An 18,920-nucleotide genomic window follows, 5' to 3' on the forward strand; every position below is an offset into this window, starting at 1 on the left:
ATTAACCATGTCATTTAAGACGTGTGTTCTTAGAATACCAACGCTAGATCAAGGTATGAAGGGCGTACGGTGGATGCCTTGGCACTAGGAGCCGATGAAGGACGCGACGAACAGCGATATGCTTCGGGGAGCAGTAAGTATGCTTTGATCCGAAGATTTCCGAATGGGGGAACCCACCATCCGTAATGGGATGGGACATGTTACGTGAATACATAGCGTAGCGTGAGGCAGACCCGGGGAACTGAAACATCTAAGTACCCGGAGGAAGAGAAAGCAAATGCGATTCCCTGAGTAGCGGCGAGCGAAACGGGAACAGCCCAAACCGGAGAGCATGCTCTTCGGGGTTGTAGGACACTCTATACGGAGTCAAAAAGGAAGACAGTAGGTGAAGGACCTGGAAAGGTCGGCCGAAGAAGGTGACAGCCCTGTAGCTGAAACTGTTTTCCCTCCAGAGTGGATCCTGAGTACGGCGGGACACGTGAAACCCCGTCGGAATCCGGGAGGACCATCTCCCAAGGCTAAATACTCCCTAGTGACCGATAGTGAACCAGTACCGTGAGGGAAAGGTGAAAAGCACCCCGGAAGGGGAGTGAAATAGATCCTGAAACCGTATGCCTACAAGTAGTCAGAGCCCGTTAACGGGTGATGGCGTGCCTTTTGTAGAATGAACCGGCGAGTTACGATAACGCGCGAGGTTAAGCCGATGAGGCGGAGCCGTAGCGAAAGCGAGTCTGAACAGGGCGTTCAGTGCGTTGTCGTAGACCCGAAACCAGGTGATCTACCCATGTCCAGGATGAAGGTCAGGTAACACTGACTGGAGGTCCGAACCCACGCACGTTGAAAAGTGCGGGGATGAGGTGTGGGTAGCGGTGAAATGCCAATCGAACCTGGAGATAGCTGGTTCTCCCCGAAATAGCTTTAGGGCTAGCCTCGAGGTTGAGAGTTCTGGAGGTAGAGCACTGATTGGACTAGGGGCCCCCACAGGGTTACCGAATTCAGTTAAACTCCGAATGCCAGCAACTTATACTCGGGAGTCAGACTGCGAGTGATAAGATCCGTAGTCAAGAGGGAAACAGCCCAGACCGCCAGCTAAGGTCCCAAAGTGTATGTTAAGTGGAAAAGGATGTGGCGCTGCCTAGACAGCTAGGATGTTGGCTTAGAAGCAGCCACCATTCAAAGAGTGCGTAATAGCTCACTAGTCGAGTGGCGCCGCGCCGAAAATGTAACGGGGCTAAACATACCACCGAAGCTGCGGATTCCGTAAGGAATGGTAGGGGAGCGTTCCAAACCGCTGTGAAGCTGTACCGGAAGGAGCAGTGGAGCGTTTGGAAGTGAGAATGCCGGTGTGAGTAGCGAAAAGAGGGGTGAGAATCCCCTCCGTCGAAAGCCCAAGGTTTCCTGAGGAAGGCTCGTCCGCTCAGGGTTAGTCTGGACCTAAGCCGAGGCCGAAAGGCGTAGGCGATGGATAACAGGTTGATATTCCTGTACCGCCGATCCACCGTTTGAACAATGGGGGGACGCAGGAGGATAGTGACGCATGCGGATGGAAGTGCATGTGCAAGTTTCAAGACCGTCTGATTGGCAAATCCGTCAGACATCAAAGTCAAGGAACGACGCGGAGTCCCGTAGGGACGTAGGTCACGATTTCACACTGCCAAGAAAAGCCTCTAGTGAGGGGGAAGGCGCCAGTACCGTAAACCGACACAGGTAGGCGAGATGAGAATTCTAAGACGCGCGGGATAACTCTCGTTAAGGAACTCGGCAAAATGGTCCCGTAACTTCGGGAGAAGGGACGCTCTACATGAGTAGAGCCGCAGTGAATAGGCCCAAACGACTGTTTAGCAAAAACACAGGTCTCTGCTAAATCGCAAGATGACGTATAGGGGCTGACGCCTGCCCGGTGCTGGAAGGTTAAGGGGATGGGTTAGCGCAAGCGAAGCTTTGAACCGAAGCCCCAGTAAACGGCGGCCGTAACTATAACGGTCCTAAGGTAGCGAAATTCCTTGTCGGGTAAGTTCCGACCCGCACGAAAGGCGTAACGATTTGGGCACTGTCTCAACGAGAGACCCGGTGAAATCATAGTACCTGTGAAGATGCAGGTTACCCGCGACAGGACGGAAAGACCCCATGGAGCTTTACTACAGCCTGATATTGAGGCTTTGTGCATGATGTACAGGATAGGCGGGAGACGTCGAGCCCGGAGCGCCAGCTTCGGAGGAGTCACCCTTGGGATACCGCCCTTCATGCATAGAGTCTCTAACTCGCAGCCGTGATCCGGCTGGAGGACCGTGTCAGGCGGGTAGTTTGACTGGGGCGGTCGCCTCCTAAACAGTAACGGAGGCGCCCAAAGGTTCCCTCAGAATGGTTGGAAATCATTCGTAGAGCGCAAAGGCAGAAGGGAGCTTGACTGCGAGACCTACAAGTCGAGCAGGGACGAAAGTCGGGCTTAGTGATCCGGTGGTTCCGCATGGAAGGGCCATCGCTCAACGGATAAAAGCTACCCTGGGGATAACAGGCTGATCTCCCCCAAGAGTCCACATCGACGGGGAGGTTTGGCACCTCGATGTCGGCTCATCGCATCCTGGGGCTGGAGTAGGTCCCAAGGGTTGGGCTGTTCGCCCATTAAAGCGGTACGCGAGCTGGGTTCAGAACGTCGTGAGACAGTTCGGTCCCTATCCGTCGTGGGCGCAGGAAATTTGAGGAGAGCTGTCCTTAGTACGAGAGGACCGGGATGGACGCACCGCTGGTGTACCAGTTGTTCCGCCAGGAGCATCGCTGGGTAGCTACGTGCGGACGGGATAAATGCTGAAAGCATCTAAGCATGAAGCCCCCTCCAAGATGAGATTTCCCTTTGAGTAATCAAGAAAGACCCCTCAGAGACGATGAGGTAGATAGGTCACGGGTGGAAGCATGGCGACATGTGGAGCTGAGTGATACTAATCGGTCGAGGCCTTGTTCTAGCAGATGCTTGTTGATGACTTCAGTTTTGAGGGCGCGAGCCTTTAAAAAAATGAAAAAAAGTCTTGACGTTATGTGAACATAATGTTAAGATAATAAATGTCTGGTGGCGATAGCCAAGTGGTCACACCCGTTCCCATGCCGAACACGGAAGTTAAGCACTTGAACGCCGAAAGTAGTTGGGGGCTTCCCCCTGTGAGGATAGGACGCTGCCAGGCGATACATATGGAGGATTAGCTCAGCTGGGAGAGCACCTGCCTTACAAGCAGGGGGTCGGCGGTTCGATCCCGTCATCCTCCACCATTTTTATTACACTTGCCGGTGTAGCTCAGCTGGTAGAGCAACTGACTTGTAATCAGTAGGTCGCGGGTTCGACTCCTGTTGCCGGCACCATTTTTATCTTCAATGATCACCAGAATTCAATTATGAATGAAGGTTCTACCTTTTATATCCCTGCCGGGGTGGCGGAACTGGTAGACGCACAGGACTTAAAATCCTGCGGGGGTTTCCCCGTGCCGGTTCGATTCCGGCCCTCGGTACCATTTTCATTTTGATGTTTGCTGTTTGATCCTTATATTCCGCACCCTTAGCTCAGCTGGATAGAGTACTTGACTACGAATCAAGGGGTCGGGAGTTCGAATCTCTCAGGGTGCATTTTCGGGAAGTAGCTCAGCTTGGTAGAGCACTTGGTTTGGGACCAAGGGGTCGCAGGTTCGAATCCTGTCTTCCCGACCATCTTCAATTTCATCCCTTTAATGGGGCCTTAGCTCAGCTGGGAGAGCGCCTGCCTTGCACGCAGGAGGTCAGCGGTTCGATCCCGCTAGGCTCCACCATTTTTATGACGAACTTTGAAAACTGAACGATGAGGCAAAAATCGTATTCTACGGAATACAAAAACGAATGAAGCGCAAGCTTCGTCAATCGTGACTTCGGTCACAAAAACGAGCAAGTCAAACACTTCATGGAGAGTTTGATCCTGGCTCAGGACGAACGCTGGCGGCGTGCCTAATACATGCAAGTCGAGCGCAGGAAACTGACGGAACTCTTCGGAGGGAAGGCAGTGGAATGAGCGGCGGACGGGTGAGTAACACGTAAGGAACCTGCCTCAAGGATTGGGATAACTCCGAGAAATCGGAGCTAATACCGGATAGTTCATCGGACCGCATGGTCCGTTGATGAAAGGCGCTCCGGCGTCACCTTGAGATGGCCTTGCGGTGCATTAGCTAGTTGGTGGGGTAACGGCCCACCAAGGCGACGATGCATAGCCGACCTGAGAGGGTGATCGGCCACACTGGGACTGAGACACGGCCCAGACTCCTACGGGAGGCAGCAGTAGGGAATCTTCCACAATGGACGAAAGTCTGATGGAGCAACGCCGCGTGAGTGATGAAGGTTTTCGGATCGTAAAACTCTGTTGTAAGGGAAGAACACGTACGAGAGGGAATGCTCGTACCTTGACGGTACCTTACGAGAAAGCCACGGCTAACTACGTGCCAGCAGCCGCGGTAATACGTAGGTGGCAAGCGTTGTCCGGAATTATTGGGCGTAAAGCGCGCGCAGGCGGCCTTTTAAGTCTGATGTGAAAGCCCCCGGCTCAACCGGGGAGGGCCATTGGAAACTGGAAGGCTTGAGTACAGAAGAGAAGAGTGGAATTCCACGTGTAGCGGTGAAATGCGTAGAGATGTGGAGGAACACCAGTGGCGAAGGCGACTCTTTGGTCTGTAACTGACGCTGAGGCGCGAAAGCGTGGGGAGCAAACAGGATTAGATACCCTGGTAGTCCACGCCGTAAACGATGAGTGCTAGGTGTTGGGGGGTTTCCGCCCCTCAGTGCTGAAGCTAACGCATTAAGCACTCCGCCTGGGGAGTACGGCCGCAAGGCTGAAACTCAAAGGAATTGACGGGGACCCGCACAAGCGGTGGAGCATGTGGTTTAATTCGAAGCAACGCGAAGAACCTTACCAACTCTTGACATCCCATTGACCGCTTGAGAGATCAAGTTTTCCCTTCGGGGACAATGGTGACAGGTGGTGCATGGTTGTCGTCAGCTCGTGTCGTGAGATGTTGGGTTAAGTCCCGCAACGAGCGCAACCCCTATCCTTAGTTGCCAGCATTCAGTTGGGCACTCTAGGGAGACTGCCGGTGACAAACCGGAGGAAGGTGGGGATGACGTCAAATCATCATGCCCCTTATGAGTTGGGCTACACACGTGCTACAATGGACGGTACAAAGGGCAGCGAGACCGCGAGGTGGAGCCAATCCCATAAAGCCGTTCCCAGTTCGGATTGCAGGCTGCAACTCGCCTGCATGAAGTCGGAATCGCTAGTAATCGCAGGTCAGCATACTGCGGTGAATACGTTCCCGGGTCTTGTACACACCGCCCGTCACACCACGAGAGTTTGCAACACCCGAAGCCGGTGAGGTAACCGTAAGGAGCCAGCCGTCGAAGGTGGGGTAGATGATTGGGGTGAAGTCGTAACAAGGTAGCCGTATCGGAAGGTGCGGCTGGATCACCTCCTTTCTAAGGAAAACGTCCCTTACGGGACATGCCCATCGTTCAGTTTTGAGAGCTCGTCTCTCAGTCTCGTAAGAGACACTCGCACCTTGAAAACTGAAGACATCAACAAGACATCAAACTTTTAATTAACCATGTCATTTAAGACGTGTGTTCTTAGAATACCAACGCTAGATCAAGGTATGAAGGGCGTACGGTGGATGCCTTGGCACTAGGAGCCGATGAAGGACGCGACGAACAGCGATATGCTTCGGGGAGCAGTAAGTATGCTTTGATCCGAAGATTTCCGAATGGGGGAACCCACCATCCGTAATGGGATGGGACATGTTACATGAATACATAGTGTAACGTGAGGCAGACCCGGGGAACTGAAACATCTAAGTACCCGGAGGAAGAGAAAGCAAATGCGATTCCCTGAGTAGCGGCGAGCGAAACGGGAACAGCCCAAACCGGAGAGCATGCTCTTCGGGGTTGTAGGACACTCTATACGGAGTCAAAAAGGAAGACAGTAGGTGAAGGACCTGGAAAGGTCGGCCGAAGAAGGTGACAGCCCTGTAGCTGAAACTGTTTTCCCTCCAGAGTGGATCCTGAGTACGGCGGGACACGTGAAACCCCGTCGGAATCCGGGAGGACCATCTCCCAAGGCTAAATACTCCCTAGTGACCGATAGTGAACCAGTACCGTGAGGGAAAGGTGAAAAGCACCCCGGAAGGGGAGTGAAATAGATCCTGAAACCGTATGCCTACAAGTAGTCAGAGCCCGTTAACGGGTGATGGCGTGCCTTTTGTAGAATGAACCGGCGAGTTACGATAACGCGCGAGGTTAAGCCGATGAGGCGGAGCCGTAGCGAAAGCGAGTCTGAACAGGGCGTTCAGTGCGTTGTCGTAGACCCGAAACCAGGTGATCTACCCATGTCCAGGATGAAGGTCAGGTAACACTGACTGGAGGTCCGAACCCACGCACGTTGAAAAGTGCGGGGATGAGGTGTGGGTAGCGGTGAAATGCCAATCGAACCTGGAGATAGCTGGTTCTCCCCGAAATAGCTTTAGGGCTAGCCTCGAGGTTGAGAGTTCTGGAGGTAGAGCACTGATTGGACTAGGGGCCCCCACAGGGTTACCGAATTCAGTTAAACTCCGAATGCCAGCAACTTATACTCGGGAGTCAGACTGCGAGTGATAAGATCCGTAGTCAAGAGGGAAACAGCCCAGACCGCCAGCTAAGGTCCCAAAGTGTATGTTAAGTGGAAAAGGATGTGGCGCTGCCTAGACAGCTAGGATGTTGGCTTAGAAGCAGCCACCATTCAAAGAGTGCGTAATAGCTCACTAGTCGAGTGGCGCCGCGCCGAAAATGTAACGGGGCTAAACATACCACCGAAGCTGCGGATTCCGTAAGGAATGGTAGGGGAGCGTTCCAAACCGCTGTGAAGCTGTACCGGAAGGAGCAGTGGAGCGTTTGGAAGTGAGAATGCCGGTGTGAGTAGCGAAAAGAGGGGTGAGAATCCCCTCCGTCGAAAGCCCAAGGTTTCCTGAGGAAGGCTCGTCCGCTCAGGGTTAGTCTGGACCTAAGCCGAGGCCGAAAGGCGTAGGCGATGGATAACAGGTTGATATTCCTGTACCGCCGATCCACCGTTTGAACAATGGGGGGACGCAGGAGGATAGTGACGCATGCGGATGGAAGTGCATGTGCAAGTTTCAAGACCGTCTGATTGGCAAATCCGTCAGACATCAAAGTCAAGGAACGACGCGGAGTCCCGTAGGGACGTAGGTCACGATTTCACACTGCCAAGAAAAGCCTCTAGTGAGGGGGAAGGCGCCAGTACCGTAAACCGACACAGGTAGGCGAGATGAGAATTCTAAGACGCGCGGGATAACTCTCGTTAAGGAACTCGGCAAAATGGTCCCGTAACTTCGGGAGAAGGGACGCTCTACATGAGTAGAGCCGCAGTGAATAGGCCCAAACGACTGTTTAGCAAAAACACAGGTCTCTGCTAAATCGCAAGATGACGTATAGGGGCTGACGCCTGCCCGGTGCTGGAAGGTTAAGGGGATGGGTTAGCGCAAGCGAAGCTTTGAACCGAAGCCCCAGTAAACGGCGGCCGTAACTATAACGGTCCTAAGGTAGCGAAATTCCTTGTCGGGTAAGTTCCGACCCGCACGAAAGGCGTAACGATTTGGGCACTGTCTCAACGAGAGACCCGGTGAAATCATAGTACCTGTGAAGATGCAGGTTACCCGCGACAGGACGGAAAGACCCCATGGAGCTTTACTACAGCCTGATATTGAGGCTTTGTGCATGATGTACAGGATAGGCGGGAGACGTCGAGCCCGGAGCGCCAGCTTCGGAGGAGTCACCCTTGGGATACCGCCCTTCATGCATAGAGTCTCTAACTCGCAGCCGTGATCCGGCTGGAGGACCGTGTCAGGCGGGTAGTTTGACTGGGGCGGTCGCCTCCTAAACAGTAACGGAGGCGCCCAAAGGTTCCCTCAGAATGGTTGGAAATCATTCGTAGAGCGCAAAGGCAGAAGGGAGCTTGACTGCGAGACCTACAAGTCGAGCAGGGACGAAAGTCGGGCTTAGTGATCCGGTGGTTCCGCATGGAAGGGCCATCGCTCAACGGATAAAAGCTACCCTGGGGATAACAGGCTGATCTCCCCCAAGAGTCCACATCGACGGGGAGGTTTGGCACCTCGATGTCGGCTCATCGCATCCTGGGGCTGGAGTAGGTCCCAAGGGTTGGGCTGTTCGCCCATTAAAGCGGTACGCGAGCTGGGTTCAGAACGTCGTGAGACAGTTCGGTCCCTATCCGTCGTGGGCGCAGGAAATTTGAGGAGAGCTGTCCTTAGTACGAGAGGACCGGGATGGACGCACCGCTGGTGTACCAGTTGTTCCGCCAGGAGCATCGCTGGGTAGCTACGTGCGGACGGGATAAATGCTGAAAGCATCTAAGCATGAAGCCCCCTCCAAGATGAGATTTCCCTTTGAGTAATCAAGAAAGACCCCTCAGAGACGATGAGGTAGATAGGTCACGGGTGGAAGCATGGCGACATGTGGAGCTGAGTGATACTAATCGGTCGAGGCCTTGTTCTAGCAGATGCTTGTTGATGACTTCAGTTTTGAGGGCGCGAGCCCGATCGTCTGGTGACGATAGCCAAGTGGTCACACCCGTTCCCATGCCGAACACGGAAGTTAAGCACTTGAACGCCGAAAGTAGTTGGGGGCTTCCCCCTGTGAGGATAGGACGTTGCCAGGCACTTGACCGATCTGCAGATTGCAGGTCGGTCTTTTTGTGTTTTCTAAAAAGCCTTATCAGTTGCATTTCTTTTTTTAGATGATTACTATTAAATCAAACAATAGTCAAAGATGGTCAGAGAGGTGGTGCCAATGCAAAACATCACAGATATCATCGAAGCCTATTTAAAGCAAATTTTACACGACGAAAAGACGATTGAAATCAAACGTCAAGAAATTGCACAACGTTTTGACTGTGTTCCATCACAAATCAATTACGTCATTAATACTCGTTTTACGGTCGAAAAGGGTTATTTTGTTGAAAGTAAGCGGGGCGGCGGTGGATACATTCGGATTCAAAAAATCGTTGTGCTCGATAGTCACGATCTATTAGACGAAGTCAGTTCATGGATCGGTGATCATTTGACGGAACAAGCTGCAGAAGATTATTTGATTCGTTTGATGAACGAACAATTACTGACGCGGCGGGAAGCTATTTTGATTCAATCGCTGTTGCAAAAAGAGAGTTTGCCAATGGCGGTCGAAGATCAACACCGGATGCGTGCCCACTTGATGCGGACGCTTCTTCAAACCATGAAGCGACTCTAGTCGTCGGACATTGGAGGAATGCACGATGCGTTGTCAACGATGTGGCGAACGAGAAGCAATCGTCCGTGTCAAACTCCCACAAGAGTCAGAAACCGATGAGAAGTTCTTATGCTCGGTTTGTGTACGGGAGTTAGCACGTGAATATCAAGGGACGGCGTGTCCGTCTTGTGGTATGACCCGTCAACAATTGCTTCATCTTCGTAAAGTCGGTTGCCCGACTTGTTATTCATTTTTTAAAGACGAAGTCGACGGCATGGTTCGTCAGTTCCAACACGGTCATACGCAACATTATGGCTCACGGCCTGATGAGGAATCCGTTGAAAAACGATTAAACCAGCAGCTCAGTCGATTGAAAGAACAACTTAACCGCAAAATCTTAGCAGAAGATTATGAAGAAGCAGAAATCATAAAACAACAGATTGAGAGTGTCGAGGAGGATTTGCGTCATGTTTGAAGAGTTGCTCCAACACCCTTTAAGCGAATCGATGAATCAATCTTCTCCCTTTGACGACATCGTCGTTTCGACACGGATCCGGTTGGCGCGTAATACGACACGTTATCCGTTCTCAACGATGTTGTCAGAAGCACAAGCGAATGCGCTCATTGAAGAGACCGAACGCCAACTAAACGGGATGAAAGGGTTCCGGTTTGGTCGCGTCGATCAAGCAGATGTTCTGACGCGAACCGCTTTAGTGGAAAAGCATCTGATCAGTCCAGCGTTAGCAAGTCATCCACGGACAGGACTCTTCATTAGTGAGGATGAGCAGATCAGTGTCATGGTAAACGAAGAGGATCATTTTCGAATCCAGACATTATTACCTGGGCTACAGCTTGAAGAAGCGTTTCGGATTGCAAAACAAGTCGATCGCTTGATCAGTGAACGATTTAAAATTGCTTTTGATGATACGCTTGGTTATTTAACGACATGTCCGAGTAACGTCGGAACAGGTCTTCGTGCTTCCGTGATGTTGCACTTACCGGGACTGGTCCTGACGAATCAGATTCAAGGCTATATCAAACACTTACGACAGCTCGGATTCGCGATTCGTGGGCGTTACGGAGAGGGAAGCGATGCCTCTGGTCGCATGTTCCAACTTTCGAACCAACGGACGCTTGGGGCAAGTGAGGATATGCTGATCACGGACTATCAATTTGCCGTCGAAGCATTAATTGAAGCAGAACAGGCAGCACGAAAAGGATTATTGGAGATGTATCAAGAAGAACTAGAGGACAGACTATATCGTTCCTACGGTATCCTGACATCAGCTCGACTGATTACAGCGCGGGAAGCAACGGAACGACTATCGGATGTTCGCTTAGCAGACAGTCTGGGACTAGAGGTCAATCTGCCTCCAAATCTTTTTCATCAACTGCTCGTTTCATTACAAACAGGTTTTCTACAAAAGCATTTCGGGAAACAATTAACATCTAGAGAACGGGACATCGAACGGGCGAAACGAATCCGGACGATGTTAACCGAACAGACAAACAGGGATCACACACAAGGAGGTTTTGCATAATGATGTTTGGACGATTCACAGAACGTGCACAACGTGTATTGGCACTTGCTCAAGAAGAGGCAGTACGGTTGGGGCACCACAATATCGGAACAGAACACATTTTACTCGGACTTGTACGTGAAGGAGACGGAATCGCTGCGAAAGCCTTAACAGCACTCGGTCTCAGTTCAGATAAAATTCAGATGGAAGTCGAAGCATTAATCGGTCGCGGACAAGATGGAGCAACGACGATTCACTATACACCACGTGCGAAAAAAGTCATTGAGTTATCAATGGATGAGGCACGTAAACTAGGTCACTCTTACGTCGGGACAGAACACCTCTTGCTCGGATTGATCCGAGAAGGAGAGGGCGTTGCTGCTCGTGTCTTGAATAACTTAGGCATCAGTCTTTCAAAAGCCCGTCAGCAAGTACTCCAGTTGCTCGGGAACAGCGAAACGACAGCAAACGCGTCGCAAGCAGGTTCAGGTGTCGCAACACCAACACTTGATGGTCTTGCTCGTGATTTGACACAACAAGCGCGCGAAACACGTCTTGATCCAGTTATCGGTCGTGCGAAAGAAATTCAACGTGTCATCGAAGTCTTGAGCCGCCGTACGAAAAATAACCCGGTCTTGATCGGGGAACCAGGGGTCGGTAAAACGGCTGTCGTCGAAGGTCTCGCTCAACAAATAATCAACAATGAAGTACCGGAGACGTTACGCAATAAACGTGTTATGGTACTCGACATGGGGACACTTGTCGCTGGTACGAAATACCGTGGTGAATTCGAAGATCGTTTGAAAAAGGTCATGGATGAGATTCGTCAAGCGGGGAACATCATTCTCTTCATCGATGAGTTGCATACATTGATCGGAGCGGGTGGAGCAGAAGGTGCGATCGATGCATCTAACATCCTTAAACCATCGCTCGCACGAGGCGAACTCCAGTGTATCGGAGCAACGACTCTTGATGAGTACCGGAAATACATCGAGAAAGATGCGGCACTCGAACGTCGTTTCCAACCGATCCAAGTCGCAGAGCCAACAACGGATGAAGCAACACAAATCCTATTTGGTCTTCGCGATCGTTATGAAGCACACCACCGTGTGACGATCACAGACGAAGCGATTCAAGAAGCCGTCACATTGTCAGATCGATACATTTCGGATCGTTTCCTTCCGGATAAAGCAATCGATTTGATTGATGAAGCGGCATCGAAAGTTCGGTTGCGTTCATACACAGCACCACCGAACTTAAAAGAAGTCGAAGCAAAACTCGAAGGTATCCGTAAGGACAAGGACGAAGCGGTCCAAAGCCAAGAGTTCGAAAAAGCAGCAAGCCTCCGCGATACGGAACAAAAATTACGCGATGAGCTTGAGCGTTTGAAAGAGGAATGGCAGAATAAACAAGGCAACGAAAAACTTGAAGTCACAAAAGATGACATCGCACAAGTCGTTGCCAACTGGACAGGTGTACCGGTCACGAAGATCGCGGAAGAAGAGACGGATCGTCTCCTTCGCCTCGAAGAAATCCTTCACGATCGTGTCATCGGACAAAATGAAGCCGTTAAATCAATTTCAAAAGCCATCCGTCGCGCACGTGCTGGACTCAAAGATCCAAAACGTCCGATTGGTTCGTTCATCTTCCTCGGTCCTACTGGGGTTGGTAAGACAGAACTTGCCCGTGCGGTTGCCGAAGCGATGTTCGGAGATGAGGATGCGATCATCCGGATCGACATGTCAGAGTACATGGAGAAACATGCAACGAGCCGTCTCGTCGGTTCACCTCCAGGATATGTCGGTTACGAAGAAGGCGGTCAATTGACGGAAAAAGTTCGTCGGAAACCATACTCGGTCATCTTACTTGATGAAATCGAGAAGGCGCACCCGGAAGTCTTCAACATTCTCTTGCAAGTACTTGATGATGGACGCTTAACAGACTCGAAAGGTCGGACGGTTGATTTCCGTAACACGATCATCGTCATGACATCGAACGTCGGTGCAAGTGCCCTTAAACGTAATAAATATGTCGGATTCGCTGTTTCTGAAGATACGGATCGCGAATACAAAGACATGAAAGATAAAGTCATGGAAGAACTCAAACGGGCGTTCCGTCCAGAGTTCTTGAACCGGATTGATGAAACGATCGTCTTCCACTCACTCGAGAAACAACACATCGAAGAGATCGTGAAGTTGATGGCGAAAACCCTTGAAAAACGTTTGGCTGAACAGGAAATTCATTTCGAATTGACACCAGCTGCCCTCTCGAAGATTGCCGATATCGGATACGATCCAGAGTACGGCGCACGTCCAATCCGTCGTGCCCTTCAACGGGAAGCGGAAGACCGGTTGTCAGAAGCATTGCTCGCAGGCGATATCCAAAAAGGAGAACGTGTTGCGCTTGATGTCGAAGAGAACGAATTCATCGTTCGCCGGAATCACGTAAGTTCTGCCGCAACGGAATAAGCACTGAGCACAGGGCCAGCTTTCGCACTTTCTGAGCGAAGCTGGTTCTTTTTTTGAAACAGAAAGGATGAATCGATTGGCTAAGTTAAAAACAAAATTCGTTTGTCAAAGCTGTGGGACCGAATCCCCGAAATGGATGGGACGTTGTTCCGGGTGCGGAGAATGGAACACGATGGTCGAAGAAGTCGTCGAAGAGAAAAAAGGGCGGCGCGGTGCTGCTTTCGTTCATACGACGACAAAACAATTGAAGCCAGAGCGCCTCGCGAACATCGTCTCGCAAGAAGAGAGTCGCGTCTTTACCGGAAGTGGTGAATTCGACCGTGTCCTCGGAGGCGGTATCGTTCCAGGTTCGATGGTGCTTGTTGGAGGAGATCCGGGGATCGGGAAGTCGACGATCTTATTGCAGACGAGCGCACGTCTTGCCCAACGCGGCGAAAAAGTGCTCTACATCTCAGGAGAAGAATCGCTCAAACAAACGAAATTGCGCGCGGAACGGCTTGGCTTACCGACACAGGATTTGTTCGTCCTGAGTGAGACGGACATGAACATGATTGAACGTGTCGTCGATGAAGAACAGCCACGTTTTTTAATCATCGACTCGATTCAAACCGTCTACATTGATGAAATCCAGTCCGCACCCGGGAGCGTGACACAGGTACGTGAATGTACGGCGATGCTGATGAAAATTGCGAAGAGTCGCGGTATTGCGATCTTCATCGTCGGTCACGTCACGAAACAGGGTTCGATTGCTGGACCACGTTTACTGGAGCACATGGTGGATGCTGTCTTGTATTTCGAAGGCGAACGTCACCATACGTTCCGGATTCTGCGTGCCGTCAAAAACCGATTTGGTTCAACGAATGAGATCGGAATTTTTGAGATGCGGGAGTCTGGTCTTGAAGAGGTCTTGAATCCGTCAGAAATTTTCCTCGAGGAGCGGACGTCCGGTGTATCCGGTTCGACGATCGTCGCTTCCATGGAAGGGACACGGACGGTCCTTGTCGAACTGCAAGCACTGATTTCACCGACGTCATTCGGAAATCCAAGACGGATGGCGACCGGAATCGATCAAAACAAGGTAGCCTTATTGATGGCTGTGCTTGAGAAACGGTCGGGTCTTCTCCTTCAGACACAAGATGCGTACCTCAAGGCAGCCGGTGGTGTGAAGCTTGATGAACCGGCGATTGACTTGGCCGTTTGTGTGGCAATTGCTTCTAGTTTCCGTGACAAGCCGACGCGTCCGACGGATGTCGTCATTGGTGAAGTCGGATTGACAGGTGAGGTTCGCCGTGTATCGCGGATTGAACAACGTGTAGCAGAAGCAGCTAAACTCGGTTTCACGAGGGCGATCATTCCGAAAAACAACTTGGGTGGTTGGACGTATCCGGACGGGATTACGGTCGTCGGTGTCGAGAGTGTGGATGAAGCATTACGTGAAACGATTCCGTTTTAAGCTGGAATGACGCAAAAAATGGGGGAACTGTAATGGATATGTAAACAGTTTCCCCTCCTTCCGGCGTAGGTAGTTCAAATCAGTACATGTTACAATGAACTTAAAATAAGCAAAGGAGGTGAGAAGATTGAAAATCGTCATTCGGGTATTTTTTGCATTACTCGGACTTGCCCTCGGGATCTTGTTGCTTCCTCAGTTCTTCCAATTAATTGAAACGGCAACGAATACGACATTCCCCTCGTGGTTGATGAGCGAATACGTAACTGGAACGATTGGTGCACTCATATTCTTATTAATTGGATTATTCATTACGGATTCGGTAATTCGACTTCTCCGATTTTTAGAAGAACGGCTCGTCAAAGCCCCAGTGGCAGATCTCTTTTTTGGAACATTTGGTTTGTTGATTGGGTTGGTACTGGCTTTCCTCGTCAGTACATTGATTGATTTGGTAGGTATTCCTGTCCTCAGTAATGTCTTAACGATCTTCGTGACCGCGTTATTCGGATATCTCGGCTTTACAGTCGGGTATCGTAAACGTCATGAATTGACGAAAATCTTCTTACGTAGCAACCAAAGTGAGAAAAAGACGGCACCTGAAGTCGTCGCCCCAGTTAAGTCAAACAGTAAGGTACTCGATACGAGCGTCATCATCGACGGGCGGATCACGGATATCACGAAGACCGGTTTCGTCGAAGGAAAGCTGATCGTTCCGCAATTCGTCATTGGGGAGTTGCAGTACATCGCCGATTCTTCGGACACGTTGAAACGAAACCGTGGACGTCGTGGACTCGATGTCTTAAAAGAGTTACAAGAGATTCCCGGTGTTGAGGTCGAAATTTACGATGGCGACTTCGAGGATGTACCGGAAGTAGACATCAAACTGATTAAACTCGCGGAACTCGTCAAAGGGATCGTCGTCACGAACGACTATAACTTGAACAAAGTCTGTGAAGTCCGACATGTTCCTGTTCTTAACATCAATGACCTGGCGAATGCCGTCAAACAAGTCGTCATTCCAGGAGAAGAGATGACCGTTCTTGTCATCAAGGAAGGAAAAGAACAAAAACAGGGCATTGCCTATCTCGAAGATGGGACGATGGTCGTCGTCGAAGGCGGAAAACACCTCATTTCGAAAACGATTGGCGTTGTCGTCACGAGTGTCTTGCAGACGTCAGCTGGACGAATGATTTTTGCGAAACCACAAGAAAAATGAGACACTATGCCTAGAGAGACATCGAGAGGCATTCGGATAGACCCCGCAACGGATTCGATTTCATGATCGAGTCCGTTTTCGGTGTGATGGAATGGATCACGATGATCAGTGAGAGAGAAAAGAGGGAATGGGATGTCTACAGCCACATATCGCGTCGTCATCCCCGCTGCCGGTGCCGGTAAGCGGATGGGCGCAGATCGTAATAAATTGATGCTTGAACTAAGAGACCGTCCAATCATTGCTTGGACACTGGATGTCTTCGAGGCAGATCCGGCATGTACGGAAATCGTCCTCGCGATCAATCCACTAGAACAGGAATGGTTTACAAGTATTATCGCGTCTTATAAGACATCGATTAGACTTGTCGCGGGTGGTACCGAACGTCAGGAAAGTGTGCTCCGTGGTCTTGAAGCGTTAGAAGGCGAAGGAATCGTTCTGATCCATGATGGGGCCCGACCGTTTATTTCACAAGCAGCGATTCATGCGGTCGTCCAGGCGGCTGTCCTAGATCAGGCAGCGATTCTTGCCGTGCCGATCAAAGACACCGTCAAACGGGTTGAAGCGAACCATATCAGCGAGACCGTCCCGCGGGAACACCTGATGGCAGCGCAGACACCACAAGCGTTTGATCTTGCGACGATTCGCACGGTTCACGAAAAAGCGACAACGAAATACCTAGGAACCGATGATGCAAGTTTGATAGAATGGGACGGAGGAAAAGTAACGATCGTCCACGGTCACTACGAAAATATCAAGATGACGACACCGGACGATCTATGGTTCGGTGAAGCGATTCTAATGAAACGAGGGAAATGACGATGATTCGAATTGGACAAGGTTTTGATGTACATGCCTTTGCAGAGGATCGGAAATTGATTTTAGGCGGCATCGAGATTCCGCACACGAAAGGATTGCTCGGTCATTCGGATGCAGACGTCTTGTTACATACGATTGCCGACGCGGCACTTGGTGCAATCGCAGCAGGAGATATCGGAAAACATTTTCCGGACACGGATCCGGAATTCAAGGATGCCGATTCAGCAAAATTGCTGCAGCATGTCTACGCGCTCGTTAAACAACAGGGCTACGCGCTTGGCAACCTAGATGCGACAGTCATCGCACAGGCACCAAAGCTTCGTCCGTACATCGACACGATGCGTGCGCGAATCGCGGAATTACTCGAAGCGGACATTGAACAGATCAATGTCAAGGCAACGACAACGGAATGGTTAGGTTTTACGGGGCGAGAAGAGGGAATCGCTTGTCAAGCAGTGATTCTACTGAAACGAATCGAAGAATAAGGTATACTAGATAAGCGAATTTTAGTCGAAGGAGTGATTGGCAATGGCAGAAGTACGAGTACGTTATGCCCCAAGTCCAACAGGACACTTGCATATCGGGAATGCCCGGACTGCATTATTTAACTATCTGTTTGCGCGCCACTTAGGCGGTAAGATGGTATTACGAATCGAGGATACGGACCAAAAGCGGAACATCGCAGGCGGTGTCGAGAGTCAAATGAAGAACCTCGAGTGGCTCGGTGTCGATTGGGACGAAGGTCCAGATCGCGGTGGCGAGTACGGTCCTTATTCACAAATGGAGCGTCTCGATATCTATCAAAAGTACACGGACGAGTTACTTGAAAAAGGACTTGCTTACCGTTGCTACATGACATCGGAAGAGCTCGAAGCAGAACGCGAAGCACAAATCGCACGTGGAGAAGCACCACGTTACTCAGGGGCACACCGTAACCTGACAGCAGAACAAGAAGAAGCGTTCCGCGCAGAAGGTCGCACACCGTCCATTCGGATTCGTGTACCGGAAGATGTCACGTATACATGGAATGATATCGTTAAAGACGACGTCTCATTCGAATCAAAAGACTTCGGTGACTGGGTCATCGTCAAAAAAGACGGCATTCCGACGTATAACTTTGCCGTCGTCATCGACGATCACTTGATGGCGATCAGTCATGTTCTTCGTGGGGATGATCATATTTCGAACACACCGAAACAGATGATGATCTATGATGCGTTCGGTTGGGAATACCCGACGTTCGGTCACATGACATTGATCGTCAACGAATCACACAAGAAACTCTCGAAACGTGATCACTCGATCATTCAGTATATCGAGCAGTATAAAGAGCTCGGTTATCTCCCGGAAGCATTGCTCAACTTCATCACGCTTCTCGGTTGGTCACCAGTCGGCGAACAAGAGATCTTCACAAAAGAAGAGTTCATCGAAATCTTTGACGCGGATCGTCTATCGAAGAGTCCAGCTGTCTTTGACCAAAACAAATTGGCTTGGATCAATAGCCAGTACATGAAACATCAATCGTTCGAAGAAGTATTCGAAGCCAGTCTTCCGTTCCTACAAGAAGCAGGTCGCATCGAAGCGTCACCTTCAGAAGAAGAGCTCGCTTGGGCACGTGATCTCGTCGCGTTATACCGCGAACAGATGACGCATGGCGCGGAAATCGTCAAGCTTTCAGAGATGTTCTTTGAGGACGAAGTGGTGTATGATGAAGAGGCAAACACTGTCTTGAGTGGCGAGACGGTTCCGACTGTACTTGCAGAATTCGCGAACCAGTTACGTGCTCTCGAAGAGTGGACACCAGAAGCAATTAAAGCATCGATCAAAGCGACGCAAAAAGCGACTGGTCAAAAAGGAAAGAACTTATTCATGCCAATTCGTGTCGCGACGACAGGACAGACGCATGGTCCAGAACTCCCGAACACGATTCATTTACTAGGAAAAGACCGTGTGCTTGCACGGCTTGAAGCAGAATAACGAAAGCGTAGACGAGGAAAGTAACGATGAGTCTTCTTCTCCAGAGACAAGCTCGAATGGTGCGAGGGCTTGAAGAAGCGAATCATGAAATGCCCCTCTGAGTGCTGCCCGAAATCCGTGAGAGTAGGCGCAGACGTATCTCCGGCGTTAACGGACGTCGAGAGGGACGAGTCAATCGTCCAAAC

9 protein-coding genes, 6 tRNA genes, 5 rRNA genes and 1 other annotated feature (1 of these 21 cut by a window edge) are annotated in these 18,920 nt (G+C 50.6%); all 20 genes read left to right on the plus strand.

What is annotated here, in order from left to right:
- Nucleotides 1–46: 46 nt before the first annotated feature.
- A 23S ribosomal RNA gene (locus tag MKY22_RS00470) occupies nt 47–2,960 on the plus strand.
- A 100-nt stretch (nt 2,961–3,060) separates the two neighbouring features.
- Nucleotides 3,061–3,176, plus strand: a 5S ribosomal RNA gene (rrf, locus tag MKY22_RS00475).
- A gap of 9 nt (nt 3,177–3,185) precedes the next feature.
- Nucleotides 3,186–3,261 (plus strand) — tRNA-Val (locus MKY22_RS00480).
- 14 nt (nt 3,262–3,275) lie between these two features.
- Nucleotides 3,276–3,351: transfer RNA gene (locus MKY22_RS00485), tRNA-Thr, on the plus strand.
- A 62-nt stretch (nt 3,352–3,413) separates the two neighbouring features.
- A tRNA-Leu gene (locus tag MKY22_RS00490) sits at nt 3,414–3,500 on the plus strand.
- Nucleotides 3,501–3,538: 38 nt separating this feature from the next.
- Nucleotides 3,539–3,612 (plus strand) — tRNA-Arg (locus MKY22_RS00495).
- Between the two features lie 4 nt (nt 3,613–3,616).
- Nucleotides 3,617–3,693: transfer RNA gene (locus tag MKY22_RS00500), tRNA-Pro, on the plus strand.
- 22 nt (nt 3,694–3,715) lie between these two features.
- Nucleotides 3,716–3,791: transfer RNA gene (locus tag MKY22_RS00505), tRNA-Ala, on the plus strand.
- 125 nt (nt 3,792–3,916) lie between these two features.
- Nucleotides 3,917–5,478: ribosomal RNA gene (locus MKY22_RS00510) — 16S ribosomal RNA — on the plus strand.
- Between the two features lie 167 nt (nt 5,479–5,645).
- Nucleotides 5,646–8,559: ribosomal RNA gene (locus MKY22_RS00515) — 23S ribosomal RNA — on the plus strand.
- A gap of 47 nt (nt 8,560–8,606) precedes the next feature.
- A 5S ribosomal RNA gene (rrf, locus tag MKY22_RS00520) occupies nt 8,607–8,722 on the plus strand.
- Together the 16S, 23S and 5S rRNA genes with 6 tRNA genes alongside form the textbook arrangement of a ribosomal RNA operon.
- A gap of 131 nt (nt 8,723–8,853) precedes the next feature.
- The gene (locus MKY22_RS00525; RefSeq protein WP_023466578.1) at nt 8,854–9,309 is read left to right on the plus strand and encodes a CtsR family transcriptional regulator; all 456 of its coding nucleotides are present in this window, start codon (nt 8,854–8,856) and stop codon (nt 9,307–9,309) included.
- 25 nt (nt 9,310–9,334) lie between these two features.
- The gene (locus tag MKY22_RS00530; protein WP_029343073.1) at nt 9,335–9,763 is read left to right on the plus strand and encodes a hypothetical protein; all 429 of its coding nucleotides are present in this window, start codon (nt 9,335–9,337) and stop codon (nt 9,761–9,763) included.
- The gene (locus MKY22_RS00535) at nt 9,756–10,829 is read left to right on the plus strand and encodes an ATP--guanido phosphotransferase (RefSeq protein WP_023466586.1); all 1,074 of its coding nucleotides are present in this window, start codon (nt 9,756–9,758) and stop codon (nt 10,827–10,829) included. The genes MKY22_RS00530 and MKY22_RS00535 overlap by 8 nt, the downstream gene beginning before the upstream one ends.
- Nucleotides 10,829–13,276, plus strand: coding sequence for an ATP-dependent protease ATP-binding subunit ClpC (gene clpC, locus MKY22_RS00540; protein WP_023466588.1), 2,448 nt, complete (start codon nt 10,829–10,831; stop codon nt 13,274–13,276). The genes MKY22_RS00535 and clpC overlap by 1 nt, the downstream gene beginning before the upstream one ends.
- Nucleotides 13,277–13,352: 76 nt before the next feature.
- Nucleotides 13,353–14,729: a DNA repair protein RadA gene (gene radA / locus MKY22_RS00545; RefSeq protein WP_029343076.1), complete on the plus strand. Its 1,377-nt coding sequence runs from the start codon at nt 13,353–13,355 to the stop codon at nt 14,727–14,729.
- A 127-nt stretch (nt 14,730–14,856) separates the two neighbouring features.
- The gene (locus MKY22_RS00550; RefSeq protein WP_290780721.1) at nt 14,857–15,942 is read left to right on the plus strand and encodes a PIN/TRAM domain-containing protein; all 1,086 of its coding nucleotides are present in this window, start codon (nt 14,857–14,859) and stop codon (nt 15,940–15,942) included.
- Nucleotides 15,943–16,074: 132 nt separating this feature from the next.
- On the plus strand, nt 16,075–16,758 hold the full coding sequence (ispD, locus tag MKY22_RS00555; protein ID WP_290780718.1) for a 2-C-methyl-D-erythritol 4-phosphate cytidylyltransferase: 684 nt from the start codon (nt 16,075–16,077) through the stop codon (nt 16,756–16,758).
- A 2-nt stretch (nt 16,759–16,760) separates the two neighbouring features.
- Nucleotides 16,761–17,243 (plus strand): 2-C-methyl-D-erythritol 2,4-cyclodiphosphate synthase, encoded by a 483-nt coding sequence (gene ispF, locus MKY22_RS00560; protein ID WP_214856806.1) that lies wholly within the window; start codon nt 16,761–16,763, stop codon nt 17,241–17,243.
- A gap of 43 nt (nt 17,244–17,286) precedes the next feature.
- Nucleotides 17,287–18,735: a glutamate--tRNA ligase gene (gene gltX, locus MKY22_RS00565; protein ID WP_290780714.1), complete on the plus strand. Its 1,449-nt coding sequence runs from the start codon at nt 17,287–17,289 to the stop codon at nt 18,733–18,735.
- Nucleotides 18,735–18,920: a binding site (T-box leader), on the plus strand; it runs 33 nt beyond the window's last position. It overlaps the preceding gene by 1 nt.

Source organism: Exiguobacterium sp. FSL W8-0210 (assembly GCF_038006045.1).
Taxonomy (GTDB): Bacteria; Bacillota; Bacilli; order Exiguobacteriales; family Exiguobacteriaceae; genus Exiguobacterium_A.